Here is a 26830-nt window from a genome sequence, read left to right as displayed (position 1 = left end):
CCAACCATGTCCACCCTCCTCCAGCACGCCCAGATCGACTGGGACGACCAGGGCCGCCCCCACTCGCGGCAATACGACGACGTCTATTTCGCGGTCAACGAAGGCATCGAAGAAACCAGGCACGTGTTTCTTGGGCAAACCCGCCTGGCCGAGCGCTTTGCCGACCTCGCCCCGCACGCCTGCATGGTGATCGGCGAAACCGGTTTCGGCACCGGCATGAACTTCTACTGTGCCTGGCAACTGTTCGAGCAACACGCCCACGCCAAGGCTCGCCTGCATTTCATCAGTGTCGAAAAGTACCCCCTCGGTCGCGACGATCTGGCCCGCGCCATACGCTTGTGGCCGGAACTGGCAGCCTACAGCCAGCCCCTGCTGGAGCAGTACGTGGCCGTGCACCCGGGCTTTCAGCAGTTCACCTTCAATGATGGCCGGGTCACCCTCACCCTGCTGATCGGCGACGTACTGGAACAGCTGCCGCAACTCGATGCGCAGATCGATGTGTGGTTCCTCGACGGCTTCGCCCCGGCCAAGAACCCCGACATGTGGACCCCGGAGCTGTTCGCGCAACTGGCGCGGCTGTCACATCCAGGCACGGTGCTGGGCACGTTCACCACCACCGGCTGGGTACGCCGCAGCCTGGTCGATGCTGGCTTCGCGATGAAGAAGGTGCCAGGCATCGGCAAGAAGTGGGAAGTGATGAGCGGCGCCTATGTCGGCCCCGTGCCCAACCCTGGCGCGCCGTGGTACGCACGCCCGGGTGCCGCAGCCGGGCCGCGCGAAGCACTGGTGGTCGGTGCCGGGCTAGCCGGCAGCACCACCGCCGCCAGCCTGGCCCGGCGAGGCTGGCAGGTGACCGTACTGGAACGCCACGATGCCCCGGCACGGGAAGCTTCGGGTAACCCGCAAGGGGTGCTGTACCTCAAACTGTCCGCCCATGGCACGGCGTTATCGCAGATGATCCTGGCCGGTTTCGGCTACACCCGGCGCCAGTTGCAGCGGCTGCAGCGTGGCCGCGACTGGGATGCCTGTGGCGTGCTGCAACTGGCCTTCGACAGCAAGGAAGCCGAACGCCAGGGCAAACTGGCCGCCGCCTTCGAACATGGCCTGCTGCACTCGCTGGAACGTGCAGAGGCCGAAGCCATCGCCGGGGTGGCCTTGCCGGCGGGTGGGCTGTTCTATCCCGAAGGTGGCTGGGTGCATCCACCGGCGCTATGCCAGCAGCAGTTGCAGCACCCGGGTATTCGCCTGGTCACGCACCAGGAAGTGCTCGAGTTGCGCAAGGTCGACAGGCAGTGGCAAGCCTGGGCAGGGGAACGCCTGCTGGCCAGCGCGCCGGTGGTGGTGCTGGCTGGTGCCGCCGACGTACAGCGCTTCGAGCCGTGCGCGCAGCTGCCGCTCAAGCGCATCCGCGGGCAGATCACCCGCCTGCCGGCCACCGCCAGCAGCCGCGCGCTGCGCACCGTGGTGTGTGCGGAAGGCTATGTGGCGCCGCCGCGCGCAGATGAACATACCTTGGGCGCGAGTTTCGACTTCCATAGCACAGACCTGGCGCCGACTGTGGCCGAGCACCAGGGCAACCTGGCATTACTGGACGAAATTTCGCTCGACCTGGCCCGGCGCCTGGGCACCGCCGAGCTGGACCCTGGGCAATTGCAGGGGCGTGCGGCGTTCCGTTGCACCAGCCCGGATTACCTGCCGATCGTCGGGCCGGTGGCAGATGCACAGGCGTTTGCCGAGGCCTACGCGGTGCTGGGCCGGGACGCGCGGCAGGTGCCGGATGTGGCCTGCCCTTGGCTGGATGGGTTGTATGTGAACAGCGGGCATGGCTCGCGCGGGTTGATCACGGCGCCGTTGAGCGGCGAACTGGTGGCGGCGTGGGTGTGCGGGGAACCGCTGCCATTGCCACGTGCGGTGGCGGAGGCGTGCCACCCGAACCGGTTTGCCTTGCGCAGGTTGATTCGAGGCAAGTGATCGGGCCGGGGGCTGCTGCGCAGCCCAATCGCCGGCAAGCCAGCTCCCACAGGGACCGCGCAAGCCCCTAGGCCTGCGTTGAACCTGTGGGAGCGGGCGAGCCCGCGAAGGGCTGCGCAGCAGCCCATATAACAGATCGATCTAAAACTCTCACAAACCACATGGGTCAGTTCCTTAAGGTGCCCTAATCCGGGGCACCCCCTCCCCAACGGAACAACCGGTAAGGATCTATGTGCGGATTAGCAGGAGAGTTGCGTTTCACCCCCATCGACCAAGCCCCTCGCCCAGCCGACCTGGCTGCGGTAGAGCGCATCACCCACCACCTGGCGCCCCGCGGGCCGGATGCCTGGGGCTTCCATAGCCAAGGCCCGATCGCCCTCGGCCACCGGCGCCTGAAAATCATGGACCTGTCCGACGGCTCGGCGCAGCCGATGGTGGACAACACCCTGGGCCTGTCGTTGGCCTTCAACGGTGCCATCTACAACTTCCCCGAGCTGCGCCAGGAATTGCAGGCGCTGGGCTACAGCTTCTGGTCCGACGGCGACACCGAGGTGCTGCTCAAGGGCTATCACGCCTGGGGCGCGGCTTTGCTGCCCAAGCTCAATGGCATGTTCGCCCTGGCCATCTGGGAGCGCGACAACCAGCGCCTGTTCCTGGCCCGCGACCGCTTGGGCGTAAAACCGTTGTACCTGTCGCGCAACGGCGAGCGCCTGCGTTTCGCCTCGACCCTGCCGGCGCTGCTCAAGGGTGGTGATATCGACCCGATGCTCGACCCGGTGGCTCTCAACCACTATCTGAATTTCCACGCCGTGGTGCCGGCGCCACGCACCCTGCTGGCCAACGTGCAAAAGCTGGAGCCCGGTACCTGGATGCGTATCGACCGCCATGGCGAAGTGGAACGCCAGACCTGGTGGCAGTTGCACTACGGCGCCAACCCTGACGAACGTGAATTGGACCTGGAAGGCTGGACCACCCGCGTGCTCGACGCCACCCGCGACGCCGTGGCCATTCGTCAACGGGCAGCGGTGGACGTGGGTGTGCTGCTGTCAGGCGGGGTCGACTCCAGCCTGCTGGTCGGCCTGCTGCGCGAAGTGGGCGTGGACGATCTGTCGACCTTCTCCATCGGTTTCGAGGATGCCGGCGGCGAACGCGGCGACGAGTTCCAGTACTCCGACCTGATCGCCAGGCACTACGGCACCCGTCACCACCAACTGCGCATTGCCGAACACGAGATCATCGACCAGCTGCCAGCCGCCTTCCGCGCCATGAGCGAGCCGATGGTCAGCCACGACTGCATCGCCTTCTACCTGCTGTCGCGCGAAGTGGCCAGGCACTGCAAGGGCGTGCAAAGCGGCCAGGGCGCCGACGAACTGTTCGCCGGCTACCACTGGTACCCGCAGGTGGACGGCGCCGAGGATGCCTTTGCCGCCTACCGCGATGCCTTCTTCGATCGCAGCCACGCCGAGTACCGCGACACCGTGCAGGCCCCCTGGCTGCTGGAAACCGACGCGGCCGGCGACTTCGTCCGTGAACACTTCGCCCGGCCCGGCGCCCCTGACGCGGTTGACAAGGCGCTGCGCCTGGACAGCACGGTAATGCTGGTCGACGACCCGGTCAAACGGGTCGACAACATGACCATGGCCTGGGGCCTGGAGGCGCGCACGCCGTTCCTCGACTACCGCCTGGTGGAGCTGTCGGCGCGCATTCCGGCACGCTTCAAGCTGCCAGACGGCGGCAAGCACGTGCTCAAGCAGGCCGCGCGGCGGGTGATCCCGCACGAGGTGATCGACCGCAAGAAGGGTTACTTCCCGGTGCCGGGCCTGAAGCACCTGGAAGGCGCCACCCTCGGCTGGGTACGTGAACTGCTGACCGACCCCAGCCAGGACCGCGGGCTGTTCAACCCGGCCATGCTTGACCGCTTGCTGAACAACCCGCACGGCCAGTTGACGCCGCTGCGCGGCTCCAAGCTGTGGCAGCTGGCGGCACTGAACCTGTGGCTGAGCGAACAAGGAATCTGACCGATGAAAGCTCACGAAACTGCTTACGGTCAGCGCCTGCTGCGCGGCCAGGCGCCGTCCTACGAGCGCTTGCAGGCGCGCCTGGCCGGCGATGGCAGTCAGCCCCACGACCAGCCGCGGGCCGTGCATTGCGGCTGGGGCCGGCTGCTGATCGGCCACACCTACCCCAACCCGGCCGAGCTGGCCGCCGACCTGCTGGAAGAGCGCCCCGGCGAGCGCGACATCGCCCTGTACGTGGCCGCGCCACAGCAGCTGCTGGCCCAGGCCCCGCAGCAGTTGTTCCTCGACCCGTCCGACACCCTGCGCCTGTGGTTCACCGACTACCGCCCGGCGCAAAAGGTGTTCCGCGGCTTCCGCGTGCGCCGGGCGCAGAACCCGGGCGACTGGCAGGCAATCAACACCCTGTACCAGGCGCGCGGCATGCTACCGGTCGACGCCGAACTGCTCACGCCCCTGCACTTGGGCGGCCCGGTGTACTGGCTGGCCGAGGACGAAGACAGCGGCGCGGTGATCGGCAGCGTCATGGGCCTGAACCACGCCAAGGCGTTCGACGACCCCGAACACGGCAGTAGCCTGTGGTGCCTGGCGGTCGACCCGCATTGCACCCGCCCGGGCGTGGGTGAAGTGCTGGTGCGCCACCTGATCGAACACTTCATGAGCCGCGGCCTGGCCTACCTGGACCTGTCAGTGCTGCACGACAACCGCCAGGCCAAGCGCCTGTACCAGAAGCTGGGTTTTCGCAACCTGCCAACCTTCGCGGTCAAGCGCAAGAACGGCATCAACGAGCAGCTGTTTCTCGGGCCTGGGCCGCAAGCCGATCTCAACCCGTACGCACGCATCATTGTCGACGAAGCGCTGCGTCGAGGCATCGAGGTACAGGTGGACGATGCCGCCGGCGGCCTGTTCACCCTCAGCCTGGGCGGGCGCCGCATTCGCTGCCGTGAGTCGCTCAGCGACCTGACCAGCGCCGTGACCATGACCCTGTGCCAGGACAAGCGCCTGACCCGGCATGCCCTGCACAACGCCGGGCTGCAGGTGCCCGCGCAACAGTTGGCTGGCAATGCCGACGACAACATGGCGTTTCTTGACGAGCATGGCGCGGTGGTGGTCAAGCCGGTCGATGGCGAGCAAGGCCAGGGAGTGGCGGTGAACCTCACCTGCATCGACGACATCACCCAGGCCGTGGCGCATGCCCGCCAGTTCGACAGCCGCGTATTACTGGAAAGCTTCCATGCCGGGCATGACCTGCGCATTGTGGTGATCGGCTACGAAGTGGTGGCCGCCGCCATCCGTCACCCGGCGCAAGTGCTGGGCGATGGCACGCACAGTATCCGCCAGCTGATCGAGGCCCAGAGCCGTCGGCGCCAGGCCGCAACCAGTGGCGAAAGCCGCATTCCGCTGGACGACGAAACCGAGCGCACCCTGCGCGCGGCGGGCTTTGCTTATGACGATGTGTTGCCCGCCGGCCAGCGCCTGGCCGTACGGCGCACCGCCAACCTGCATACCGGCGGCACCCTGGAAGACGTGACCGAACGCCTGCACCCGGTGCTGGCAGACGCCGCCGTGCGCGCTGCACGGGCGCTGGAGATTCCGGTGGTAGGGCTGGACTTCATGGTGCCTGATGCCGAGCAACCGGAGTACGTGATCATCGAGGCCAACGAGCGTGCCGGGTTGGCCAACCATGAACCGCAGCCGACCGCCGAGCGTTTTATCGACCTGCTGTTTCCGCATAGTCGGCCTTTGGCGTAAAGGCTGATGGCCTCTTCGCGGGCTCGCCCGCTCCCACAGCTCGTGAAGTCCCTGTGGGAGCGGGCATGCCCGCGAAGAGGCCGGCACAGGAGTAAAGGAGTCCCCCAACCATGTCCGACCGACATCCCGAACCCGATCTCGACTACCTCAAACGCGTGCTGCTGGAGATGCTCGCTATCCCCAGCCCCACCGGTTTCACCGACACCATCGTGCGCTACGTGGCCGAACGCCTGGACGAGCTGGGCGTGCCCTTCGAGCTGACCCGCCGCGGCACCATCCGCGCCACCCTCAAAGGCCGGCAGACCTCACCCGACCGTGCCGTGTCCGCCCACCTGGACACCATCGGCGCCACCGTGCGCCAGTTGCAAGACAACGGCCGCCTGGCCCTGGCAGCGGTCGGCTGCTGGTCCAGCCGCTTCGCCGAAGGCAGCCGGGTCAGCGTATTCACCGACACTGGCGTTTACCGTGGCAGCGTGCTGCCGCTGATGGCCAGCGGGCATGCCTTCAATACCGCCATCGACGAGATGCCGATCAGCTGGGAACATGTGGAGGTACGCCTGGACGCCTACTGCGCCACCCGTGCCGACTGCGAGGCACTGGGTGTGAGCATCGGTGATTTCGTAGCCTTCGACCCACTGCCCGAATTCACCGAAAGCGGCCACATCAGCGCCCGACACCTGGACGACAAGGCCGGTGTGGCAGCGCTGCTGACGGCGCTGAAGGCTGTGGTGGAAAGCGGTCGCCAACCGCTGATCGACTGCCATCCACTGTTCACCATCACCGAGGAGACCGGCTCGGGGGCGGCTGGCGCCCTGCCCTGGGATGTCAGCGAGTTCGTCGGCATCGACATTGCTCCGGTGGCACCCGGGCAGGCCTCCAGCGAGCATGCGGTGAGCGTGGCCATGCAGGATTCGTCGGGGCCTTACGACTACCACCTGTCCCGGCACCTGCTGAAGCTGGCCGGTGACCACGACCTGCCGGTGCGGCGCGATGTGTTTCGCTACTACTTCAGCGATGCCCATTCGGCAGTGACCGCGGGGCACGATATTCGTACCGCGCTTGTGGCCTTTGGTTGCGATGCTACCCATGGGTACGAGCGCACACACATCGACAGCCTGGCGGCGTTGAGCCGGTTGTTGTCTGCATACCTGCTGAGCCCGCCAGTGTTTGCCAGTGATTCGCAGCCGGCCAATGCGTCGTTGGAGCGCTTCAGCCACCAGCTGGAACATGATGCGCAGATGGAGAGCGATACGCGGGTGCCGGCGGTGGATAGCCTGGTTGGCAACAAGGGCTGAGGGCCCTGGGGGCTGCGTTGCAGCCCATCGCGGCCCCAAAATGCCAGATGTTTCGCGTAGCATGCCCCCACCAACACCCTAGGCAACGCCCACCATGCTGATCCCTTACGACCAACTGCAAGCCGAAACCCTGACCCGCCTGATCGAGGACTTCGTTACCCGCGACGGTACCGACAATGGCGACGACACCCCGCTGGAAACCCGTGTGCTGCGGGTGCGCCAGGCATTGGCAAAGGGCCAGGCGTTCATCCTGTTCGACCCGGAAAGCCAGCAGTGCCAGTTGCTGGCCAAGCATGATGTGCCCCGGGAGCTACTCGACTAGCAGGTCTGGCCTCGTCGCCGGCAAGCCTGGCTCCCACAGGGGAGCCAAGGCCTGAACCTTGCGCGGTCCCTGTGGCAGCGGGCGAGCCCGCGAACCGGCCGGCACAGGCAACATCAGATTCCACGGGCTTTATCTTTCTGCCCTTCCTTGATGCGCTTGTACACCTCGGCCCGATGCACCGGCACCTGCCGCGGTGCATCCACACCAAAACGCACCACCCCGTCCCGCGTTTCCACGACCATGATCCGAATGTCATCACCAATCATGATGACCTCCCCTACTTCGCGCCCTATTACCAGCATGCTCCGATCCTCCAGCGAAAGGGAAAACCGGAGCCTGCCTTGATGGCATTCGGCTACTCAATAGCTCCGCTGGGAATCAGAAGCACCCTACATCTTGAGGTAATTTGCCTTACAGACGAGTCATCGCGACCGAGCCTTGGCCCGCATTTTCACCGCCATCTCGGCCATTTCGTCATACAGCCGCTCGGGGGCCTGGCGCTTCAGTTGCCAGGCCTGGCGCCCGGCCTCGTGGGGCAGGATCAGGAATTCACCCGCGCCAACCTGCTGGTAGATGTAGTCGGCGATTTCCGCCGCATTGATCGGTGAGCCTTCCAGCAGTTTGCCAACCTGCGCTTTCATGGCCGGGTTCGGCCCGCGGAACGAGTCCAGCAGGTTGGTCTGGAAGAACGACGGGCACACCACGTGCACCGCCACCTCCAGCTGGCGCAGCTCCACCAGCAGGCTTTCCGACAGGGCCAGCACGCCGGCCTTGGCCACGTTGTAGTTGCTCATGCCCGGCCCCTGCATCAGCGCGGCCATCGAGGCGATATTGATGATCCGCCCCTTGCTGCGCTCCAGCAGCGGCAGGAAGGCTTTGCAGCCCTTGACCACGCCCATAAGGTTGACCGCGATCTGCCAGTCCCAGTCCTCCAGCGACAGTTCGGCGAAGAACCCGCCCGAGGCGACGCCGGCATTGTTGACGATCACATCGATACCGCCGAACTGCTCGGTGCAGGCCTGGGCCAGGGCGGTGAGCTGGCTGTAGTCGCGCACGTCACAGCGCTGGACGAAACCCTCACCGCCGGCCGCGCGGACCAGCGCCAGGGTTTCGTGCAGGCCGGCTTCGTTGACATCGGCCAACGCCAGACGCCAGCCCTCACGTGCCCAGCGCAGGGCGATCTCGCGACCGAGGCCGGACCCGGCGCCGGTGATCATGATGCGGTTTTGCATGGTGGCTGGCCTTGTTCTGATGACTGGTGAAAGGAGTCTAAACAAGGGCCTGGGTAGCAGCAGGGTTAATCAGGGTAGTGAATGGGTGGGCATGACCATCTGGTTAGCCTGCACTGGCCTCTTCGCGGGCTTGCCCGCTCCCACAGGTAGGGCGCTGACCTCAGGCCTGTGGTGATCCTGTGGGAGCGGGCAAGCCCGCGAAGAGGCCAGTACAGGTGCACACAAATGGAATCTTTCACAAACTCCGGCAGTCCTTATTTACAAGAGGCCAGCAGTCCGAGGCCCTTGACCCTCAACCACGCAAGGACTCCGTCATGACCACGATCCTCATCATCATCCTGATCCTTCTGCTGATTGGCGGCTTACCGGTCTTCCCGCACTCGCGCAGCTGGGGCTATGGCCCGTCCGGCATCATCGGCGTGGTGCTGGTGATCCTGTTGGTGTTGTTGCTACTAGGCATGATCTAGCGGCAAAAATAAAAAAACCGCGCCGAAGCGCGGTTTTTTTTATTGCCGGAAGGATCAGTGCGAAACAGCCCCCGATGCCCCCAGGCCAGTCTGCGAACGCACGAACTGCGGGAAGAACAGCGCCCGCTCGTCTTCAGCAGCCTTGGACTTGTCGGTGACCGAGAAGAACCAGATGCTGACGAAGGCAATGGCCATGGAGAACAGTGCCGGGTACTCGTACGGGTAGATCGGCTTCTCGTGACCGAGGATCTGTACCCAGATGGTCGGGCCGAGGACCATCAGCGTCACCGCGCTCACCAGACCCAGCCAGCCGCCGATCATGGCGCCGCGGGTGGTCAGCTTCTTCCAGTACATCGAAAGCAGCAGTACCGGGAAGTTGCAGCTGGCGGCGATGGAGAACGCCAGGCCGACCATGAAGGCGATGTTTTGCTTCTCGAACAGGATGCCCAGGCCGATCGCCAGTACGCCCAGGGCGACGGTGGTGATCTTCGACACGCGGATCTCGTCCTTGTCGTTGGCCTTGCCCTTGCGCCATACACTGGCGTACAGGTCATGGGACACCGCCGAGGCACCGGCCAGGGTCAGGCCGGCAACCACCGCCAGGATGGTGGCGAAGGCAACAGCCGAGATGAAGCCGAGGAATACACTGCCACCCACGGCATTGGCCAGGTGCACCGCCGCCATGTTGTTACCGCCCAGCAAGGCGCCAGCGGCGTCCTTGAAGTCCGGGTTGGTGCTGACCAGCAGGATGGCGCCAAAACCGATGATGAAGGTGAGGATGTAGAAGTAGCCGATGAAGCCGGTGGCGTACAGCACGCTCTTGCGCGCTTCCTTGGCATCACTGACGGTGAAGAAGCGCATCAGGATGTGCGGCAGGCCGGCGGTACCGAACATCAGCGCCAGGCCCAGCGAGAACGCCGAGATCGGGTCCTTGACCAGGCCACCCGGGCTCATGATCGCCTCGCCCTTGGCATGCACCTTGATCGCTTCGGAGAACAGGGTGTTGAAGTCGAAGCCTACGTGCTTCATCACCATCAGCGCCATGAAGCTGGCACCGGACAGCAACAGTACGGCCTTGATGATCTGTACCCAGGTGGTGGCCAGCATGCCGCCGAACAGTACGTACAGGCACATCAGGATACCGACCAGGATCACCGCCACATGGTAGTCCAGGCCGAACAGCAGCTCGATCAGCTTGCCGGCACCGACCATCTGGGCGATCAGGTAGAAGGCCACAACCACCAGCGAGCCGGAGGCCGACAGGGTGCGGATCTCCTTCTGCCCGAGGCGATACGAGGCCACGTCGGCGAAGGTGTATTTGCCCAGGTTGCGCAAGCGTTCGGCGATCAGGAAGAGGATGATCGGCCAGCCGACCAGGAAGCCGATCGAGTAGATCAGGCCGTCGTAGCCGGAGGTGAACACGAGCGCGGAAATACCCAGGAACGAGGCAGCCGACATGTAGTCACCGGCGATCGCCAGGCCGTTCTGGAAGCCTGTGATCTTGCCACCGGCGGCGTAGTAGTCCGACGCCGACTTGTTGCGCTTGGAGGCCCAGTAGGTGATGCCGAGGGTGAAGGCGACGAAGGCCACGAACATGGCGATCGCGGAAACGTTCAGCGGTTGCTTCTGCACCTCGCCGGTCAGGGCATCGGCGGCCCACACGGCGGGTGCGAAGGCTCCGCAGGCCAGTACGGCCAGGGCTTTGGCGTGGCGAATCATTGTTGCGCCTCCTTCAGGATGGCCTTGTTCAGCTCATCGAATTCGCCGTTGGCGCGGCGTACGTAGATGGCGGTCAGGACGAATGCCGAGACGATCAGGCCGACGCCCAGGGGAATGCCCCAGGTAATCGATGACCCAGGGCTGAGCTTGGCGCCCAGAATCTGAGGACCGTAGGCGATCAGGAGGATGAATGCGCAGTACAGGCCGAGCATGATCGCCGAGAGAATCCAGGCGAACCGTTCGCGTTTGGTGACCAGCTCCTTGAAGCGGGGGCTGTTTTGTATCGAGAGGTAAATGCTGTCGTTCATTGTTTTTGTCCTAGCAGCACAGATAGGGGTGGAACCCACGACCCTTACTTTATGCGGCTATCAGACGCCAACCAGACGACCTTAGTCTTAGATGCAACAGTGTTTTACCCGTTGCGTAACAAAGTGAAGGCCCATTCGCGGGCACGCCCGCTCCCACAGGATTTTCGCTGCCCTTGAAGTCGGTGCAGTTCCTGTGGGAGCGGGCGCGCCCGCGAAGCAGCAAAATTGGCCGTAACGGGTTGTTACTTGCCGGTCCACTCCTTCACGCGCTCGGGGTGCTTCGCGACCCAGTCCTTGGCCGCCGCTTCAGGCTTGGCACCTTCCTGAATCGCCAGCATCACCTCGCCAATCTCGTCCTTCGACTGCCAGTTGAACTTCTTCAGGAACTCCGCCACTTCCGGCGCCTTGGTCGCCAGTTCCTTGCTACCGATGCTGTTCACGGTTTCCGCGGCGCCATACACGCCTTTCGGGTCTTCGAGGAACTTCAGCTTCCACTTGGCGAACATCCAGTGCGGCACCCAGCCGGTCACCGCAATCGACTGCTGCTTGTTATAGGCACGGCCCAGTTCTGCCGTCATTGCCGCACCGGAGCTGGCTTGCAGCTTGTAACCGGTCAGGTCGTAGTCCTTGATGGCCTGCTCGGTTTTCAGCATCACGCCGGAGCCGGCGTCGATGCCGACGATCTTCTGCTTGAAGGTGTCATCGGTCTTGAGGTCGGCAATGCTCACCGCCTTGACGTACTCGGGGACGATCAGGCCGATCTTGGCGTCCTTGAAGTTCGGGCCGTAGTCGACCACGTTGTCCTTGTTCTTGGCCCAGTACTCGCCATGGGTCACCGGCAGCCAGGCCGACAACATGGCATCGAGCTTGCCGGTTGCCACGCCCTGCCACATGATCCCGGTGGCGACGGCCTGCAACTTCACGTCGTAACCGAGTTTCTGCTTGATCACTTCGGCGGCCACGTTGGTGGTCGCCACGCTGTCAGCCCAACCATCCACGTAACCAATGCTGACTTCTTTGGCCATTGCCTGTGCCGCACTCATGGCCAGTACCATGGCGGTGCCCACACCCAGGAAACGTCGCATTTTTGTAATAGCAGCCATCAAAGCATCCCCTCGTCAGGTCTCGGAATTTGCATCATCGTCCTGCAACGATAGTCGACCTGCTCCAGCTACGACCTGTATGTGCCCCATATGCGACAGCACTATGCCATTAGCGCCATCGCCCTGCGCCGACCTGCGCGATCCTTGCATGCCAAAGGTTTGGCGCCGGGCTACTATCTATCCTTTTGCGCCTGACGATGGACCGCCCGATGCCCAGTTCTGCCCGCCTGCTGCTACCGTTGTACCTGCTTGCCTGCCTGCTTGCCCTGCTCGGGCTCGGAGGGCTCTGGTACGGGCTTGGCAAGCCGGTGCAGCTGCCGGACGCGGCCAGCCCGACGCACAAGCTGCAATGCGCTTCGTATACCCCGTTCGACAAGGACCAGTCGCCCTACGACCAGCCGTTCCGCCTGCGCCCGGCACGCATGGATGCCGATCTGGCCTTGCTGGCTGCGCGTTTCCAGTGCATTCGCACCTACTCCATGACCGGTCTCGAGGCGATCCCGGCGCTGGCGCGCAAGCATGGCCTGAAGGTGATGCTCGGCGCCTGGGTCAACGCCCACCCGGCCGACACCGACCGGGAGATCGACCTGCTGATCGCCGCCGCCAACGCCAACCCAGACGTGGTCAGTGCGGTGATCGTTGGCAACGAGACGTTGCTGCGCAAGGAGATGACCGGCGCGCACCTGGCCACGCTGATCGCCCGGGTGAAAAGCCAGGTCAAGGTGCCGGTGACCTACGCCGATGTGTGGGAGTTCTGGTTGCAGCACCCGCAGGTGGCGCCTGCGGTGGACTTCCTGACCATTCACCTGCTGCCCTACTGGGAAGACGACCCGCGCGGCATCGACGAGGCGCTGGCCCACGTTGCCGATGTGCGCCAGGTGTTCGGCACGCGCTTCGCGCCCAAGGACATCCTGATCGGAGAAACCGGCTGGCCCAGCGAAGGCCGCCAGCGCGAGACCGCCACGCCCAGCCGGGTCAACGAGGCGCGTTTCATTCGTGGCTTTGTCACCCTGGCCGAGCACAACGGCTGGCGCTACAACCTGATCGAGGCGTTCGATCAGCCATGGAAGCGCGCCAACGAGGGGGCGGTCGGCGGTTACTGGGGGCTTTACGATGCCGACCGGCAGGACAAGGGCGTTCTTGAAGGGCCGGTAAGCAACCTGCCTGACTGGCTGCAGTGGCTGCTGGCCAGTGCCGTGCTGATGCTACTGATGCTGATGCTTGCCGGGCGCCCCGCCACCCCGACAACGGCCATATGGTTGCCGCTGCTGGCGGCGTTTGGCGCCGGTTGCCTGGGGCTTTGGGGCGAGCTGATGCGCACCCACGCACGCTTTGCCGGCGAGTGGCTGTGGGCGCTGCTGCTGGCGGGTTTGAACCTGCTGGTGCTGGCCCATGCCGTACTGGCCCTGGCGAGGCGCACGGGCTGGCGCGAGCGGCTGTTCGCCTGGCTGCAGGCGCGAGCCGGCTGGCTGTTGCTGGCGGCGGGTTTTGCCGCAGCGGTGAGCATGCTGGCGATGGTGTTCGACCCACGCTATCGCAGCTTCCCCAGCGCAGCACTGGCGTTGCCGGCGCTGGTGTTCGCACTGTGGCCGGTGCGGGCGCGACGGGCGCAGGTGGCGCTGCTGGCGTTCATTGTCGGTGCCGGGGTGGCGCCGCAGTTGTTTGTGGAGGGTTTGGAGAACCAACAGGCCTGGGGGTGGGCAGTAGTCAGTGTGCTGATGACCGCGGCCTTGTGGCGGAGCTTGCGCCTGCGACCGGCTTGATGTCCCCGGGGCCGCTACGCGCCCCATCGCCGGCAAGCCAGCTCCCACACCGACCGCATCAGCTCCGAGTTTTGGGCAGTACCTGTGGGGGCCAATGTCTTTGCTCAAGTTCTGAAAGGCAGCGCGGTCAATGTGGGAGCTGGCTTGCCGGCGATGGGGCGCGCAGCGGCCCCTGCCAGCTTCACTGCGGTTGCCTGACCAGCCGCAACCCCGCCAGCACCAGCGCGAACACGGCAATGCTGGCGGTATACAGCACCAGCGCCGGCACCGCGAACACCAGCGCCACCACCGCCAGCCACCAGCCGCTGCGGCCGGCAACTACCTGCGCCAGCAGTGCCAGCCCGAGCCCGCCCCAGGCCAGCACCTGATGATGAATGCCCAGCCCCAGCAACGAGCGCACCTCACATTGCCAGTACGCAGCCGGCATCGTGCACAGCCCCACCCACTGCCCATCCTCCATCAGCCCGTAGCGCACGCCATAACTGGCAGCAAGCCAAAGCCCCAGGAACAGCACAAGCAGTGCAGCCGGCAGCGAACGAGACATCCGGTTCTCCAATAGCGGTAATCGAAAGCATCCATGATCGCTTATGCACGGTTGTAAGGCAAAATCACAACCCTGCAGCTATGTTGCAGATAACAAGCACACCAAAGACCACCGCACCTGGCAACTTTGCCCGGCCCGCTGTGGTCCTAGCCTGCACACGGCTCGACCTTGCGTTCTTTTGGGGGATTACATGCTTCGATCTTTGCGCCTCGCTGCCTTGCTCGGCAGCCTGCTCATGGCTGTGGCCGCTTCGGCGCGGGATATCGACGCCGCAAGCTATGGCTACCCCTTGACCAACCCGTTCGAGGCCACCATCGCCACCACGCCGCCGGAGCAGCGCCCCACCTTGCCGGACGACGACGAAATCAGTCAGTCCGACTACAGCCTCAACCTGCGCCCGGACCGTGAGTTCACCTTGCCCGACAACTTCTGGGCAGTAAAAAAACTCAAGTACCGCCTGGCCCGCCAGGACCACGAGGCACCGCTGATCTTCATCATCGCCGGTACCGGTGCGCCCTATACCAGCAGCATCAATGAATACCTGAAAAAGCTGTTCTACCAGGCCGGCTTCCACGTGGTACAGCTGTCCTCGCCCACCAGCTACGATTTCATGAGCGCCGCCTCGCGCTTCGCCACCCCAGGCGTCAGCCAGGAGGATGCCGAAGACATGTACCGGGTGATGCAGGCCGTGCGCGCCCAGCACCCGCGCCTGCCGATCAGCGAGTTCTACCTCACTGGCTACAGCCTGGGCGCACTCGACGCGGCGTTCGTCAGCCACCTGGACGAAACCCGCCGCAGCTTCAACTTCAAGCGCGTGCTGCTGCTGAACCCACCGGTCAACCTGTACACCTCTATCAACAACCTCGACAAGCTGGTGCAGACCCAAGTCAAGGGCATCGACCGCAGCACCACCTTCTACGAGCTGATGCTGGCCAAGCTGACCCGCTACTTCCAGGAAAAGGGCTACATCGACCTCAATGAAGCGCTGCTGTACGACTTCCAGCAGTCGCGCCAGCACCTGTCCAACGAGCAGATGGCCATGCTGATCGGCACCTCGTTCCGCTTCTCGGCGGCCGATATCGCCTTCACCTCCGACCTGATCAACCGCCGCGGCCTGATCATTCCGCCGAAGTTCCCGATCACCGAGGGCAGCAGCCTCACGCCGTTCTTCAAGCGTGCCCTGCAGTGCGATTTCGACTGCTACATGACCGAACAGGTCATCCCGATGTGGCGCGCCCGCACCGACGGCAACAGCATCCTGCAACTGGTCAACCAGGTCAGCCTGTATGCGCTGGAAGACTACCTCAGCCGCAGCGACAAGATCGCCGTGATGCACAACGCCGATGACGTCATCCTCGGCCCCGGCGACATCGGATTCCTGCGCAAGGTGTTTGGGGAGCGCCTGACGCTCTACCCTCACGGCGGCCATTGCGGCAACCTCAATTACCGCGTCAACAGTGACGCCATGCTGGAGTTCTTCCGTGGTTAACAAACTCCTCTTCGCCACTGCATTGCTCGCCGCCGGCCAGGCCCTGGCCGCCGAAACCGCCCCCCGGGCCAGCGTGATCGAGGCCGACCCGCAAGTCACCGAAGCGCCACTGGCACCCGAGGCGGATGGTTTCGTCGACCCGCTGCGCGAACTGAAATTCAACCCGGGGCTCGACCAACGCGAGTTCGAGCGCTCTACCCTGCAGGCGCTGAACGTGTACGACCCGCTGGAATCGATCAACCGGCGCGTCTATCACTTCAACTACCGCCTGGACCAATGGGTGCTGCTGCCGCTGGTAAGCGGCTACCAGTACGTCACCCCGCGCTTCGTGCGCACAGGGGTAACCAACTTCTTCAACAACCTGGGCGACGTGCCGAACCTGTTCAACAGCGTGTTGCAGTTGAAGGCCAAGCGCTCGGCGGAGATCACCGCGCGGCTGATGTTCAATACCATCATCGGCGTGGGCGGGCTGTGGGACCCGGCGACCAGGATGGGCCTGCCGCGGCAAAGTGAAGATTTCGGCCAGACCTTGGGCTTCTATGGCGTACCGGACGGACCATACCTGATGCTGCCGGTGCTGGGGCCGTCGAACCTGCGCGATACCACCGGGCTGGTGGTGGACTATGCAGGCGAACAGGCGATCAACTACCTGAACGTGGCCGAAGCCAGCAGCGACCACCCGGAAATCTCCGTGTTGCGTGTGGTGGACAAGCGCTACAGCACCAAATTCCGCTATGGCCAGCTCAACTCGCCGTTCGAGTACGAGAAGGTGCGGTATGTGTATACCCAGGCGCGCAAACTGCAAATAGCCGAGTAAACCTGTTCCGGCCTATTCGCGGGCTTGCCCGCTCCCACTGGTCCTGTGATGACCCTGTGGGAGCGGGCGTGCCCGCGAAAGGGCCGGCACAGACAACCTCAAATCCCCAGGAACTGGCACAGCTCGCGTTTCTTGGCCAAGGCGTCCTTTCGCCCCAGTTCAATCAGCTCGCTGCAATAACTGGCCTCGAACAGCAAATAGCTCAACACCCCCGCCCCGCTGGTACGCGTCGCCCCCGGCCCGCGCAGGAACACACGCAACGCCGTCGGCAACTCGCGCCGGTGCCGCGCGGCAATCTCGTCCAGCGGCTGGCTGGGCGCTACCACCAACACGTCGATTGGCGCCAGGCCCAGGCGCCGGGCATCCAGGTGCGCCGGCAACAGGTGGCTCAGGTGGTTCAGGCGTTGCAGCAGCTCGATGTCGTCTTCCAGGCTGTCAATGAAGGTGCTGTTGAGCATGTGCCCGCCGATCTGCGCCAGGCTCGGCTGCTGCCCGCTGAACACCCGCTGGGTCGGCAACGGTGGCGCCGGCCGCTGCGGGTTGCCGCTGACCCCGACCACCAGTACCCGGCTGGCGCCCAGGTGCAGTGCCGGGCTGATCGGCGCCGACTGGCGTACCGCGCCATCGCCGAAATATTCGTCGCCCAGCCGCACCGGGGCGAACAGCAGCGGGATGGCCGCGCTGGCCAGCAAATGGTCTATGGTCAACGACGTGGGCATGCCGATGCGGCGGTGGCGCAACCAGGCCTCGATGGTGCCGCGCCCCTGGTAGAAGGTCACCGCCTGGCCGGACTCGTAGCCAAAGGCGGTCACCGCGACGGCGCGCAGTTGTTCGGCGGCCAGGGAGTGGTCGATACCCTCCAGGTTCAGGTGCGCCTGTAGCAAGCCGCGCAACGGGCTGCTGTCCAGCAGTGCCACTGGCGCCGGGCCACCCACGCCCAGCAGGTTATGGGCGACAAAGCGGCTGGCCTGGCGGACCACACCGGGCCAGTCGCTGCGAATGACCAGATGGCTGCGGAAGTTCTGCCAGAAGGCGGTGAGCCGCTGTACGGCATCGCTGAAATGGGTGGCGCCGCTGGCCAGGGTGACGGCGTTGATGGCGCCGGCGGAGGTGCCGACAATGACCGGGAACGGGTTATGCGTGCCGGCGGGCAACAGCTCGGCAATGCCGGCCAGCACACCGACCTGGTAGGCGGCACGGGCGCCGCCGCCAGAAAGGATAAGACCGGTTACCGGGGGTGGGGCCATAGGAGTCCTTCCTGGGGTTGATGTGCGGTCAGTGCAGGCCCTTTCGCGGGTAAACCCGCTCCCACAGGTATTGCACAGCCTTCAGGGTCTGCGGAAAACCTGTGGGAGCGGGTTCACCCGCGAATAGGCCGGCACAGACAAAACAAGATTCAGCGCTTTCTCTTGTCGTACAGCCGCGGCGCCCCTTCGGGCCGTGACTTGAACCGGCGATGCGCCCACAGGTACTGCTCGGGGCATTCGCGCAACACGCTTTCCACCCACTGGTTGATGCGCAGGCAGTCAGCCTCTTCGCTCTCCCCAGGGAAGTCCGCCAACGGCGGGTGGATCACCAGACGATAGCCGCTGCCATCCTCCAGGCGCTTCTGGGTGAACGGAATCACCTGCGCCTTGCCCAAGCGCGCAAACTTGGTGGTGGCCGTCACCGTCGCCGCCGGGATGCCGAACAGCGGCACGAACAGGCTCTGCTTGGCGCCGTAGTCCTGGTCGGGGGCGTACCAGATCGCCCGGCCCGAACGCAGCAGCTTGAGCATCCCGCGCACATCCTCGCGCTCCACCGCCAGCGAGTCGAGGTTATGCCGCTCGCGGCCGCTGCGCTGGATGAAGTCGAACAACGGGTTGCCGTGCTCGCGGTACATGCCGTCGATGGTGTGCTGCTGCCCCAGCAGCGCGGCGCCAATTTCCAGGGTGGTGAAGTGCACCGCCATCAGGATGGCCCCCTGCCCGGCCTGCTGGGCGGCCTGCAAGTGCTCCAGCCCCTCGACATGGGCCAGGCGCGCCAGCCGGGCCTTGGGCCACCACCAGCTCATGGCCATTTCAAAGAAAGCAATACCGGTGGAGGCGAAATTGGCCTTGAGCAGGCGCTGCCGTTCGTCGACCGACAGCTCCGGGAAGCACAGCTCCAGGTTGCGCGCGGCAATGCGCCGCCGCTCACCGGCAAAGCGGTACATCACCGCTCCCAGCGCGGCACCGACCTTCAACAGAACCCGGTACGGCAACTGGACCACCAGCCACAGCAGGCCCAGGCCCAGCCACAGGCCCCAGAAACGTGGGTGAAGGAAATAGGGACGAAAACGCGGGCGTTCCATTGATGCTTCCGGAAAGACAAAGGCCGCGCATTCTACAACGGATCAGCGCATGTTGCGGGCAACCGGTCTTATCGTTATAAGTCAGGGCACTTTTTTCGCAACAAGCCGTCTATGCAGACCATGAGCCCAAACCACACACCCGACACCGCCTCCGTGTTCCAGCTCAAGGGCAGCATGCTCGCCATTACCGTGCTGGAACTGGCGCGCAATGACCTTGAGGCCCTCGACCGCCAACTGGCGGCCAAAGTCGCCCAGGCACCGAACTTCTTCAGCAACACGCCGCTGGTGCTGGCGCTGGACAAGCTGCCGGCCGGCGAGGGCGCAATCGACCTGCCGGGCTTGATGCGGATCTGCCGCCACCACGGCCTGCGTACCTTGGCGATCCGCGCCAACCGCATCGAGGACATCGCCGCCGCCATCGCCATCGACCTGCCGGTGCTGCCGCCATCCGGCGCCCGCGAACGGCCGCTGGAGCCCGAGCCGGAGGTGAAGAAACCCGAGCCGGCTCCGGTCCCGCCACCGATTCTTGAACCCGAGGTGCGCCCAACCCGCATCATCACTTCGCCAGTACGTGGCGGCCAGCAAATCTACGCCCAGGGCGGCGACCTGGTCGTGACCGGTTCGGTCAGCCCGGGCGCGGAACTTCTGGCCGATGGCAACATCCATGTGTACGGCGCCATGCGCGGCCGCGCCCTGGCCGGCATCAAAGGCAATACCAAGGCACGTATCTTCTGCCAGCAGATGACCGCCGAAATGGTCTCCATCGCCGGCCAGTACAAGGTCTGCGAAGACCTGCGCCGCGACCCGCTGTGGGGCACCGGCGTGCAAGTCAGCCTGTCTGGCGACGTGTTGAACATCACCCGTCTTTAACGGATACTTGCCAGCATTTTTAGTGCAACTTTTCTTGACGTTGCCATTTGTTTGTATTTTTTGCAGGGACTTGTGTCCCGATTATTTTAGGGGTGAAACACCTTGGCCAAGATTATCGTGGTTACTTCCGGCAAGGGGGGTGTGGGCAAGACCACCACCAGCGCCGCCATTGGTACCGGCCTCGCACTGCGTGGCCACAAGACCGTCATCGTCGACTTCGACGTGGGCCTGCGTAACCTCGACCTGATCATGGGCTGCGAACGCCGCGTGGTGTACGACTTCGTCAACGTGGTCAACGGCGAAGCCAACCTGCAACAGGCCCTGATCAAGGACAAGCGCCTCGAGAACCTGTACGTGCTGGCCGCCAGCCAGACCCGTGACAAGGACGCGCTGACCCAGGAAGGCGTGGAAAAAGTGCTGATGGAGCTGAAGAAAGACTTCGACTTCGTCATCTGCGACTCGCCGGCCGGTATCGAGAAAGGCGCACACCTGGCCATGTACTTCGCCGACGAAGCCGTCGTGGTGACCAACCCCGAGGTGTCCTCGGTACGTGACTCCGACCGCATGCTGGGCATCCTGTCGAGCAAGTCGCGCCGCTCCGAGAACGGCGAAGAGCCGATCAAGGAACACCTGCTGATCACCCGCTACCACCCGGAGCGCGTGGAAAAGGGCGAAATGCTGAGCATCGCCGACGTCGAAGAGATCCTGGCGATCAAGCTCAAGGGTGTGATCCCCGAAAGCCAGGCAGTGCTCAAGGCTTCCAACCAGGGTATCCCGGTCATCCTCGACGACCAGAGCGACGCCGGCCAGGCCTATAGCGATACCGTCGACCGTCTGCTGGGCAAAGAAAAGCCCCTGCGGTTCATCGAAGTGCCGAAGCAAGGATTCTTCGCGCGCCTGTTTGGAGGCAAGTAAACCATGAACCTTTTTGACTTCTTTCGTGGCAGACAGAAACAGACCAGCGCGTCGGTAGCGAAAGAGCGTCTACAGATCATCGTGGCGCACGAGCGCGGCCAACGCAGCGAACCGGACTACCTGCCCGCACTGCAGAAAGAACTGCTTGAAGTGATCCGCAAGTATGTGAACATCGGCAACGATGACGTGCATATCGAGCTGGAAAACCAGGGTAGCTGCTCGATTCTGGAGCTGAACATCACCTTGCCGGATCGCTGATTTCGCGACCAGGCCTGAATCATTGGGGCTGCTTTGCAGCCCATCGCCGGCAAGCCAGCTCCCACAGGGTCCGCGCTATACCTGTGGGAGCTGGCTTGCCGGCGATGGGCCGCAAAGCGGCCCCAGTGTTTTCCCCGATATAACCGAGACCAAGCAATGCCGCTGTCCAATATCCAGATCCTGCACGAAGACGCCGCCATCCTGGTGATCAACAAACCGACCCTGTTGCTGTCGGTACCCGGCCGCGCCGAGGACAACAAGGACTGCCTGATCACCCGCCTGCAGGAAAACGGCTACCCCGACGCGTTGATCGTGCACCGCCTGGACTGGGAAACTTCCGGCATCATCCTGCTGGCCCGGGATGCCGACAGCCACCGCGAGCTGTCACGCCAGTTCCATGACCGCGAAACCGAAAAGGCCTACACCGCGCTGTGCTGGGGCCAGCCGACACTGGACAGCGGCAGCATCGACCTGCCGCTGCGCTACGACCCGCCAACCAAGCCACGGCATGTGGTGGACCACGAGCAGGGCAAGCATGCGTTGACCTTCTGGCGTATCGTCGAGCGCTGCGGTGACTACTGCCGGGTAGAGCTGACACCGATTACCGGGCGTTCGCACCAGTTGCGCGTGCACATGCTGTCGATCGGCCACCCGCTGCTGGGCGACCGGCTGTATGCCAACCCCGAAGCACTGGCGGCCCATGAGCGGCTGTGCCTGCATGCGTCGATGCTGAGCTTTACCCACCCGATGACCGGGGAGCGATTGAAGTTCGAGTGCCCTGCTCCTTTCTGAATTTGTATTGCCTGTACTGGCCTCTTCGCGGGCTTGCCCGCTCCCACAGGAATAACACTGCATTCGAAATCTGTGCAGTACCTGTGGGAGCGGGCGAGCCCGCGAAGAGGCAGACACAATTTGTCGACCCAATACGCTAAACTCGCGCCACTGCTGTCTGGAGTGAGCTATGCGCGACGCACTGAATTCTGGCCTTATCGACTTTCTCAAGGCCTCCCCAACGCCCTTCCACGCCACCGCCAGCCTGGCCCAGCGCCTGGAAGCTGCCGGCTACCAGCGCCTGGACGAGCGCGACAGCTGGGCCACGGTGCCTGGCGGCCGCTATTACGTCACCCGTAACGACTCGTCGATCATCGCCATCAAGCTGGGCAAGCAAGCCCCGCTGCTAAACGGTATCCGCATGGTCGGCGCCCATACCGACAGCCCGTGCCTGCGGGTCAAGCCGCAGCCAGAACTGCAGCGCCAAGGCTTCCTGCAACTGGGCGTCGAAGTGTATGGCGGCGCCCTGCTGGCGCCCTGGTTCGACCGCGACCTGTCGCTGGCCGGCCGGGTAACCTACCGCCGTGACGGCAAGGTCGAAAGCCAGCTGATCGACTTCAAGCTGCCAATCGCGGTCATCCCCAACCTGGCCATCCATCTCAACCGCACCGCCAACGAAGGCTGGGCGATCAACCCGCAGCACGAGCTGCCGCCAATCCTGGCCCAGGTGGCGGGTGATGAGCGCATCGACTTCCGCGCCCTGCTCACCGAGCAACTGGCCCGCGAGCACGAGCTGATCGCCGATGTGGTGCTGGATTACGAGCTGAGCTTCTACGACACCCAGGACGCCGCGCTGGTCGGCCTGAACGGCGACTTCATCGCCGGTGCCCGCCTGGACAACCTGCTGTCGTGCTATGCCGGCCTGCAGGCCCTGCTGGCCGCCGACAGCGATGAAACCTGTGTGTTGGTGTGCAACGACCACGAAGAAGTCGGCAGCTGCTCGGCCTGTGGCGCCGACGGCCCGATGCTGGAGCAGACCCTGCAGCGCCTGCTGCCGGATGGCGATGCCTATGTGCGCACCATTCAGCGTTCGCTGATGGTGTCGGCCGACAACGCCCACGGCGTGCACCCCAACTACGCCGACAAGCACGACGGCAACCACGGGCCCAAGCTTAACGCCGGGCCGGTCATCAAGGTGAACAACAACCAGCGTTACGCCACCAACAGCGAAACCGCCGGGTTCTTCCGCCACCTGTGCATGGCCGAGGAAGTGCCAGTGCAGAGCTTCGTGGTGCGCAGCGACATGGGCTGTGGTTCGACTATCGGGCCGATTGCGGCCAGCCACCTGGGTGTGCGTACGGTGGACATCGGCTTGCCGACCTTTGCCATGCATTCCATTCGCGAGCTGTGCGGCAGCCATGACCTGGCGCACCTGGTGAAGGTGCTGAGCGCCTTCTACCGTTGCCGCGAGCTGCCTTGATGCTTTGATGCAGGCAGGCCTGGCCTCTTCGCGGGCTTGCCCGCTCCCACAGGATCTCCACAGGCCCGGGCATTGTAGGGACCTGTGGGAGCGGGCATGCCCGCGAAGAGGCCAGACCTGCCCAAGGTCAATCCCGCTTCGCTCGCTACCCGCTATGCTTGTTACACCGCCCCACTGCAAAAGGATTGCTGTTCATGTCCCCGTTCCTCTCCCTGTTCGTGCCTGTGTTTCTGTTCCTGTTGTTGCTGACCGTCGGCTTCAGCCTGCGCGAGCGCAACATTGGCGTGGTCATGATGTGGGTCGGCACGCTGGGTATCTTCGGCCTCACCTGCTGGAAAATCCTGGAGCAACTGCCGTCGTGAACCTCTACACTCGGTCAATCGTTTGACCTGAGGTAGTTTTGCCAGTGCCTGCCCTTCTGCGTTGCCTGTTCCTGCTGCTATTCCTGTTTGTCACCCCGGTACAGGCGGCGGGCCTGCCCGGCCTGCTTGGTGGCAGTGCGCCCGCACAGCCGGAAGCGACCGAACCGCTGGGCAAGTCGCTGGACGAGGTGATCAAGAACCTGGAAAACGACCAGCAGCGAGCCAAGCTGCTGGCCGACCTGAAAAAGCTGCGCGACGCCACCAGGCAGTCGCAACCCACCGTCGAACAGGGCGTGCTAGGCCTGATCGGCGGTGCCCTGCATGACTTCGAGAAACAGTTCAGCGGCGAGGCCAGCCCGTTCCATCGCTGGGCTGCCGAGATCGAACAGGCCCAGGTCGAACTGAGCGAATTGATAGTACCGGTGCACCAGTGGCCGGCCATCCTGTTCGGCTTTGCCGCCGTCATCGCCGTCTGGAGCGTGCTGGCCTATGCCTTCAACTGGGTCGGGCACCGGGTGCGCCTGCGTTTTGGCCTGAGCGAAGAGCTGCCGCAGCACCCGCGTACCTGGGACCTGGTGCGCTTTGCCCTGCGCAAGCTGGGCCCGTGGCTGGTGGCGCTGGTATTCACCGTGTACCTGAGCGTCGTGCTGCCGCCGTCACTGGGCAAGTCGCTGGCCATGGTGCTGGCCTACGCGCTGGTGGTCGGCACCTGCTTCTCGGCCATCTGCGTGATCGCCTTCTCGCTGCTCGACGGCCCCCACCGCCACCGCGCCCTGCACATTCTGCGCCACCAGGCGTTCCGCCCGCTGTGGCTGATCGGCAGCTTCGCCGCGTTTGGCGAGGCGATGAGCGACCCCCGCCTGACAGTCGCCCTGGGCACCCACCTGGCCCATGCTCTGGCTACCCTCGCCAATGTAATTGCGGCGCTGTGCACCGGGTTGTTCATCCTGCGCTTCCGCCGCCCGATCGCCCACCTGATCCGCAACCAGCCCCTGTCACGGCGCCTGACCCGGCGCACCCTCAGCGACACCATCGAAATCCTCGGCAGCTTCTGGTTCGTGCCGGCATTGATCCTGGTGGCGATTTCGCTGTTCGCTACCTTCATCTCGGCCGGTGACACCAGCACTGCTCTGCGCCAGTCACTGATGTGCACGGTGCTGGTGGTGGTGTGCATGGTGCTCAACGGCCTGGTGCGCCGCCACGCCGCCAACCCCAAGCGCGCCAACAAGCGCCAGGCGGTGTACGCGGAGCGCTTGCGCAACTTCGGCTACCTGCTGGTGCACCTGTTCATCTGGCTGGTGTTCATCGAACTGGGGCTGCGCGTGTGGGGCCTGTCGATGATCAGCTTCGCCGAGGGCGACGGCCACGACATAAGCGTGCGCCTGCTGGGCCTGGCCGGCACGCTGATCGTCGCCTGGCTGGTGTGGATCCTGGCCGACACCGCCGTGCACCACGCCCTGGTGCGTTCGCGCCGGGGCCTGGCCAACGCCCGCGCGCAAACCATGATGCCGTTGATCCGCAACGTGATGTTCGTGGTCATCTTCATCATCGCAGTGATCGTTGCCCTGGCCAACATGGGCATGAACGTCACCCCGTTGCTGGCCGGTGCCGGTGTGATCGGCCTGGCCATCGGCTTTGGTGCGCAGTCGCTGGTGGCCGACCTGATAACCGGGTTGTTCATCATCATCGAGGACTCGCTGGCCATTGACGACTACGTGGACGTGGGCGGGCACCTGGGCACGGTGGAGGGGCTTACCATCCGTACCGTGCGCCTGCGTGATATCGACGGCATCGTGCATACCATCCCGTTCAGCGAAATCAAGAGCATCAAGAACTACTCCCGCGAGTTCGGCTACGCGATTTTCCGCGTGGCGATCCCGCACAGCATGAACATCGACCAGGCAATCACGCTGATTCGCGAAGTGGGGCAGAAGCTGCGCAACGACCCGCTGATGCGCCGCAACATCTGGTCGCCGCTGGAGCTGCAGGGGGTGGAAAGCTTCGAGTCGGGGTCGGCAATCTTGCGGGCGCGGTTCAAGACCGCGCCGATCAAGCAGTGGGAGGTTTCGCGGGCGTTCAATCTGGCGTTGAAACGGCAGCTGGACGAGGCCGGGCTGGATTTGGCAACGCCAAGGTTGTCAGTGCAGGTAGTGACTGCCGGTTCCGCCAGTTAGTGCCTCTTCGCGGGTGAACCCGCTCCCACAAGTACTGTGCAAAGGCTGAAACCTGTGCGGCCCCTGTGGGAGCGGGTTTACCCGCGAAGAAGCCAACACTTCATCCAGCCTGGGCGCGGATGCGGATGGCATCATGCCGCCAGTACTCAAGGTCACAGTCGATCAGGTGCCCATGCTGGTCACTGTTGACCCGGGTGATATGCAACCCAGGGCTTCCCGCCGACACCTTCAGGGCACTGGCCGCCTCCACCGGCAACGCCGTCGGCAAGATCTCGAAGCACACCTGCCCGTACTGGATGCCATACACCCGCCCATAAATCTCGGTCAGCGACTGGGCCAGGTCCTGTTCGAGAATCTCCGGGAAGTACCGGGGGTTGAGGTAGTGCTCGGCATAAAGCACTGCGCGCCCGTCGATCCGCCGCAACCGGCAGATGCGTACCACGCTGGACAACGCCGGCAGCTGCAAGCGCGCACAGATAGCCGCCGAGGCCGGCTGCAGCCGCGCCGACAACAATTCGGTAGCGGGCTCCCGCCCCTGCTCGCGGACCATGGCATGGAAGTGGCTGCGTTCGATCAGGTCGTAGGTCAGCCGTTCGGGTGCGACGAACCAGCCGCGACGCTCTTCGCGGTAGATCAGCCCCTGGGCCTCCAGTTGCACCAGCGCCTCGCGCAGGGTAATGCGCGTGGTGTCGAACACTTCACTGAGCCTGCGCTCGGCTGGCAGCTTGCCGCCCGGCGCCAGCAGGCCGTGCTCGATCTGCTCCTGCAGGGCATGGCAAATGGCTGTTACCGCACGCGGTGGCATCGACTGCATCAAATGTTACCTATCTGGAATAGTCCAGCCCCATGACAGGGCACTTGGAGAATAGAG

The 26830-nt window shown here is 64.3% G+C and carries 25 protein-coding genes; 16 read left to right on the top strand and 9 right to left on the bottom strand.

Features of this window, described 5'->3' with window-relative positions:
- Nucleotides 1-6 precede the first annotated feature (6 nt).
- The 5 genes from mnmC to CAF70_RS18560 all read left to right on the top strand — a co-directional run bounded on the left by mnmC (nucleotide 7) and on the right by CAF70_RS18560 (nucleotide 7355).
- Nucleotides 7-1971, top strand: coding sequence for a bifunctional tRNA (5-methylaminomethyl-2-thiouridine)(34)-methyltransferase MnmD/FAD-dependent 5-carboxymethylaminomethyl-2-thiouridine(34) oxidoreductase MnmC (mnmC, locus tag CAF70_RS18580; RefSeq protein WP_085626324.1), 1965 nt, complete (start codon nucleotides 7-9; stop codon nucleotides 1969-1971).
- A gap of 230 nt (nucleotides 1972-2201) precedes the next feature.
- Nucleotides 2202-3989 carry an N-acetylglutaminylglutamine amidotransferase gene (locus CAF70_RS18575; protein ID WP_085626323.1) on the top strand — a complete coding sequence of 596 codons (1788 nt, stop codon included), beginning with the start codon at nucleotides 2202-2204 and terminating at the stop codon, nucleotides 3987-3989.
- A 3-nt stretch (nucleotides 3990-3992) separates the two neighbouring features.
- On the top strand, nucleotides 3993-5738 hold the full coding sequence (gene ngg, locus CAF70_RS18570; RefSeq protein WP_085626322.1) for an N-acetylglutaminylglutamine synthetase: 1746 nt from the start codon (nucleotides 3993-3995) through the stop codon (nucleotides 5736-5738).
- 110 nt (nucleotides 5739-5848) lie between these two features.
- A complete protein-coding gene (locus CAF70_RS18565; RefSeq protein ID WP_085626321.1) occupies nucleotides 5849-7033 on the top strand; it encodes an osmoprotectant NAGGN system M42 family peptidase in 1185 nt (394 codons plus the stop codon).
- 94 nt (nucleotides 7034-7127) lie between these two features.
- Nucleotides 7128-7355, top strand: coding sequence for a YheU family protein (locus tag CAF70_RS18560; protein WP_013971435.1), 228 nt, complete (start codon nucleotides 7128-7130; stop codon nucleotides 7353-7355).
- Between the two features lie 113 nt (nucleotides 7356-7468).
- On the opposite strand, the gene csrA is transcribed toward CAF70_RS18560, so the two are convergent.
- On the bottom strand, nucleotides 7469-7657 hold the full coding sequence (csrA, locus tag CAF70_RS18555; protein ID WP_085626320.1) for a carbon storage regulator CsrA: 189 nt from the start codon (nucleotides 7655-7657) through the stop codon (nucleotides 7469-7471).
- Between the two features lie 120 nt (nucleotides 7658-7777).
- Nucleotides 7778-8587, bottom strand: a complete 810-nt coding sequence (locus CAF70_RS18550; protein ID WP_085626319.1) for an SDR family oxidoreductase — start codon at nucleotides 8585-8587, stop codon at nucleotides 7778-7780.
- Nucleotides 8588-8901: 314 nt separating this feature from the next.
- Between CAF70_RS18550 and CAF70_RS18545 the strand changes: the two genes are divergently transcribed.
- Nucleotides 8902-9054: a DUF3309 family protein gene (locus tag CAF70_RS18545; protein WP_003252624.1), complete on the top strand. Its 153-nt coding sequence runs from the start codon at nucleotides 8902-8904 to the stop codon at nucleotides 9052-9054.
- 54 nt (nucleotides 9055-9108) lie between these two features.
- Here CAF70_RS18545 and CAF70_RS18540 read toward each other — a convergent pair whose 3' ends face one another.
- From CAF70_RS18540 to CAF70_RS18530, 3 genes are all read right to left on the bottom strand, one after another.
- The gene (locus CAF70_RS18540; protein ID WP_085626318.1) at nucleotides 9109-10773 is read right to left on the bottom strand and encodes a cation acetate symporter; all 1665 of its coding nucleotides are present in this window, start codon (nucleotides 10771-10773) and stop codon (nucleotides 9109-9111) included.
- Entirely contained in the window at nucleotides 10770-11081 is a 312-nt protein-coding gene (locus CAF70_RS18535) for a DUF485 domain-containing protein (protein WP_085626317.1), read from the bottom strand. Before CAF70_RS18535 ends, CAF70_RS18540 begins: the two co-directional genes overlap by 4 nt.
- A 242-nt stretch (nucleotides 11082-11323) precedes the next feature.
- Nucleotides 11324-12184: a glycine betaine ABC transporter substrate-binding protein gene (locus tag CAF70_RS18530; RefSeq protein ID WP_085626316.1), complete on the bottom strand. Its 861-nt coding sequence runs from the start codon at nucleotides 12182-12184 to the stop codon at nucleotides 11324-11326.
- Between the two features lie 197 nt (nucleotides 12185-12381).
- Here CAF70_RS18530 and CAF70_RS18525 point away from each other — a divergent pair, with 197 nt between their 5' ends.
- Nucleotides 12382-13947, top strand: a complete 1566-nt coding sequence (locus tag CAF70_RS18525) for a beta (1-6) glucans synthase (RefSeq protein ID WP_085626315.1) — start codon at nucleotides 12382-12384, stop codon at nucleotides 13945-13947.
- Between the two features lie 181 nt (nucleotides 13948-14128).
- Here the strand turns inward: CAF70_RS18525 and CAF70_RS18520 are convergent, their stop codons facing one another.
- A complete protein-coding gene (locus CAF70_RS18520; RefSeq protein ID WP_085626314.1) occupies nucleotides 14129-14491 on the bottom strand; it encodes a hypothetical protein in 363 nt (120 codons plus the stop codon).
- Nucleotides 14492-14681: 190 nt separating this feature from the next.
- On the opposite strand from CAF70_RS18520, the gene CAF70_RS18515 reads away from it, so the two are divergent.
- Both CAF70_RS18515 and CAF70_RS18510 read left to right on the top strand, forming a co-directional pair.
- Nucleotides 14682-15980, top strand: coding sequence for a serine/threonine protein kinase (locus CAF70_RS18515; RefSeq protein WP_085626313.1), 1299 nt, complete (start codon nucleotides 14682-14684; stop codon nucleotides 15978-15980).
- Nucleotides 15973-16797, top strand: coding sequence for a VacJ family lipoprotein (locus tag CAF70_RS18510; RefSeq protein WP_085626312.1), 825 nt, complete (start codon nucleotides 15973-15975; stop codon nucleotides 16795-16797). Before CAF70_RS18515 ends, CAF70_RS18510 begins: the two co-directional genes overlap by 8 nt.
- A gap of 98 nt (nucleotides 16798-16895) precedes the next feature.
- Here CAF70_RS18510 and CAF70_RS18505 read toward each other — a convergent pair whose 3' ends face one another.
- Both CAF70_RS18505 and CAF70_RS18500 read right to left on the bottom strand, forming a co-directional pair.
- Entirely contained in the window at nucleotides 16896-18044 is a 1149-nt protein-coding gene (locus tag CAF70_RS18505; protein WP_085626311.1) for a patatin-like phospholipase family protein, read from the bottom strand.
- Nucleotides 18045-18193: 149 nt separating this feature from the next.
- The gene (locus CAF70_RS18500) at nucleotides 18194-19129 is read right to left on the bottom strand and encodes a lipid A biosynthesis lauroyl acyltransferase (RefSeq protein WP_085626310.1); all 936 of its coding nucleotides are present in this window, start codon (nucleotides 19127-19129) and stop codon (nucleotides 18194-18196) included.
- Between the two features lie 111 nt (nucleotides 19130-19240).
- Here CAF70_RS18500 and minC point away from each other — a divergent pair, with 111 nt between their 5' ends.
- The 7 genes from minC to CAF70_RS18470 all read left to right on the top strand — a co-directional run bounded on the left by minC (nucleotide 19241) and on the right by CAF70_RS18470 (nucleotide 25959).
- Entirely contained in the window at nucleotides 19241-19999 is a 759-nt protein-coding gene (minC, locus tag CAF70_RS18495) for a septum site-determining protein MinC (protein WP_085626309.1), read from the top strand.
- 102 nt (nucleotides 20000-20101) lie between these two features.
- On the top strand, nucleotides 20102-20914 hold the full coding sequence (minD, locus tag CAF70_RS18490; RefSeq protein ID WP_013971423.1) for a septum site-determining protein MinD: 813 nt from the start codon (nucleotides 20102-20104) through the stop codon (nucleotides 20912-20914).
- A gap of 3 nt (nucleotides 20915-20917) precedes the next feature.
- Entirely contained in the window at nucleotides 20918-21172 is a 255-nt protein-coding gene (gene minE / locus CAF70_RS18485) for a cell division topological specificity factor MinE (RefSeq protein ID WP_003252572.1), read from the top strand.
- A 156-nt stretch (nucleotides 21173-21328) separates the two neighbouring features.
- Nucleotides 21329-21964, top strand: coding sequence for an RluA family pseudouridine synthase (locus tag CAF70_RS18480; RefSeq protein WP_085626308.1), 636 nt, complete (start codon nucleotides 21329-21331; stop codon nucleotides 21962-21964).
- 169 nt (nucleotides 21965-22133) lie between these two features.
- Nucleotides 22134-23423 (top strand): M18 family aminopeptidase, encoded by a 1290-nt coding sequence (locus tag CAF70_RS18475; RefSeq protein ID WP_085626307.1) that lies wholly within the window; start codon nucleotides 22134-22136, stop codon nucleotides 23421-23423.
- A gap of 194 nt (nucleotides 23424-23617) precedes the next feature.
- The gene (locus tag CAF70_RS27735; protein WP_178076400.1) at nucleotides 23618-23785 is read left to right on the top strand and encodes a hypothetical protein; all 168 of its coding nucleotides are present in this window, start codon (nucleotides 23618-23620) and stop codon (nucleotides 23783-23785) included.
- 44 nt (nucleotides 23786-23829) lie between these two features.
- Nucleotides 23830-25959, top strand: coding sequence for a mechanosensitive ion channel family protein (locus CAF70_RS18470; protein WP_085626380.1), 2130 nt, complete (start codon nucleotides 23830-23832; stop codon nucleotides 25957-25959).
- Between the two features lie 100 nt (nucleotides 25960-26059).
- Here the strand turns inward: CAF70_RS18470 and phnR are convergent, their stop codons facing one another.
- On the bottom strand, nucleotides 26060-26773 hold the full coding sequence (gene phnR, locus CAF70_RS18465; RefSeq protein WP_085626306.1) for a phosphonate utilization transcriptional regulator PhnR: 714 nt from the start codon (nucleotides 26771-26773) through the stop codon (nucleotides 26060-26062).
- Nucleotides 26774-26830 lie beyond the last annotated feature (57 nt).

Origin of the sequence: Pseudomonas sp. B19(2017), assembly GCF_002113165.1 — a bacterium.
Classification (GTDB): Bacteria; Pseudomonadota; Gammaproteobacteria; order Pseudomonadales; family Pseudomonadaceae; genus Aquipseudomonas.
The sequence above is the reverse complement of the archived record's forward strand: the minus strand, read 5'-3'. Positions and strand labels throughout refer to the sequence as shown.

Coding starts and splice junctions, on each gene's coding strand:
- CAF70_RS18535 (WP_085626317.1), bottom strand. CDS start 11,081: ATGAACGACAGCATTTACCTCTCGATACAAAACAGCCCCCGCTTCAAG.
- CAF70_RS18520 (WP_085626314.1), bottom strand. CDS start 14,491: ATGTCTCGTTCGCTGCCGGCTGCACTGCTTGTGCTGTTCCTGGGGCTT.
- minE (WP_003252572.1), top strand. CDS start 20,918: ATGAACCTTTTTGACTTCTTTCGTGGCAGACAGAAACAGACCAGCGCG.
- CAF70_RS18565 (WP_085626321.1), top strand. CDS start 5,849: ATGTCCGACCGACATCCCGAACCCGATCTCGACTACCTCAAACGCGTG.
- CAF70_RS18475 (WP_085626307.1), top strand. CDS start 22,134: ATGCGCGACGCACTGAATTCTGGCCTTATCGACTTTCTCAAGGCCTCC.
- CAF70_RS18540 (WP_085626318.1), bottom strand. CDS start 10,773: ATGATTCGCCACGCCAAAGCCCTGGCCGTACTGGCCTGCGGAGCCTTC.
- CAF70_RS18550 (WP_085626319.1), bottom strand. CDS start 8,587: ATGCAAAACCGCATCATGATCACCGGCGCCGGGTCCGGCCTCGGTCGC.
- csrA (WP_085626320.1), bottom strand. CDS start 7,657: ATGCTGGTAATAGGGCGCGAAGTAGGGGAGGTCATCATGATTGGTGAT.
- minC (WP_085626309.1), top strand. CDS start 19,241: ATGCAGACCATGAGCCCAAACCACACACCCGACACCGCCTCCGTGTTC.
- phnR (WP_085626306.1), bottom strand. CDS start 26,773: ATGCAGTCGATGCCACCGCGTGCGGTAACAGCCATTTGCCATGCCCTG.
- CAF70_RS27735 (WP_178076400.1), top strand. CDS start 23,618: ATGTCCCCGTTCCTCTCCCTGTTCGTGCCTGTGTTTCTGTTCCTGTTG.
- CAF70_RS18560 (WP_013971435.1), top strand. CDS start 7,128: ATGCTGATCCCTTACGACCAACTGCAAGCCGAAACCCTGACCCGCCTG.
- CAF70_RS18545 (WP_003252624.1), top strand. CDS start 8,902: ATGACCACGATCCTCATCATCATCCTGATCCTTCTGCTGATTGGCGGC.
- CAF70_RS18505 (WP_085626311.1), bottom strand. CDS start 18,044: ATGGCCCCACCCCCGGTAACCGGTCTTATCCTTTCTGGCGGCGGCGCC.
- CAF70_RS18525 (WP_085626315.1), top strand. CDS start 12,382: ATGGACCGCCCGATGCCCAGTTCTGCCCGCCTGCTGCTACCGTTGTAC.
- mnmC (WP_085626324.1), top strand. CDS start 7: ATGTCCACCCTCCTCCAGCACGCCCAGATCGACTGGGACGACCAGGGC.
- CAF70_RS18530 (WP_085626316.1), bottom strand. CDS start 12,184: ATGGCTGCTATTACAAAAATGCGACGTTTCCTGGGTGTGGGCACCGCC.
- ngg (WP_085626322.1), top strand. CDS start 3,993: ATGAAAGCTCACGAAACTGCTTACGGTCAGCGCCTGCTGCGCGGCCAG.
- CAF70_RS18480 (WP_085626308.1), top strand. CDS start 21,329: ATGCCGCTGTCCAATATCCAGATCCTGCACGAAGACGCCGCCATCCTG.
- CAF70_RS18500 (WP_085626310.1), bottom strand. CDS start 19,129: ATGGAACGCCCGCGTTTTCGTCCCTATTTCCTTCACCCACGTTTCTGG.
- CAF70_RS18575 (WP_085626323.1), top strand. CDS start 2,202: ATGTGCGGATTAGCAGGAGAGTTGCGTTTCACCCCCATCGACCAAGCC.
- CAF70_RS18515 (WP_085626313.1), top strand. CDS start 14,682: ATGCTTCGATCTTTGCGCCTCGCTGCCTTGCTCGGCAGCCTGCTCATG.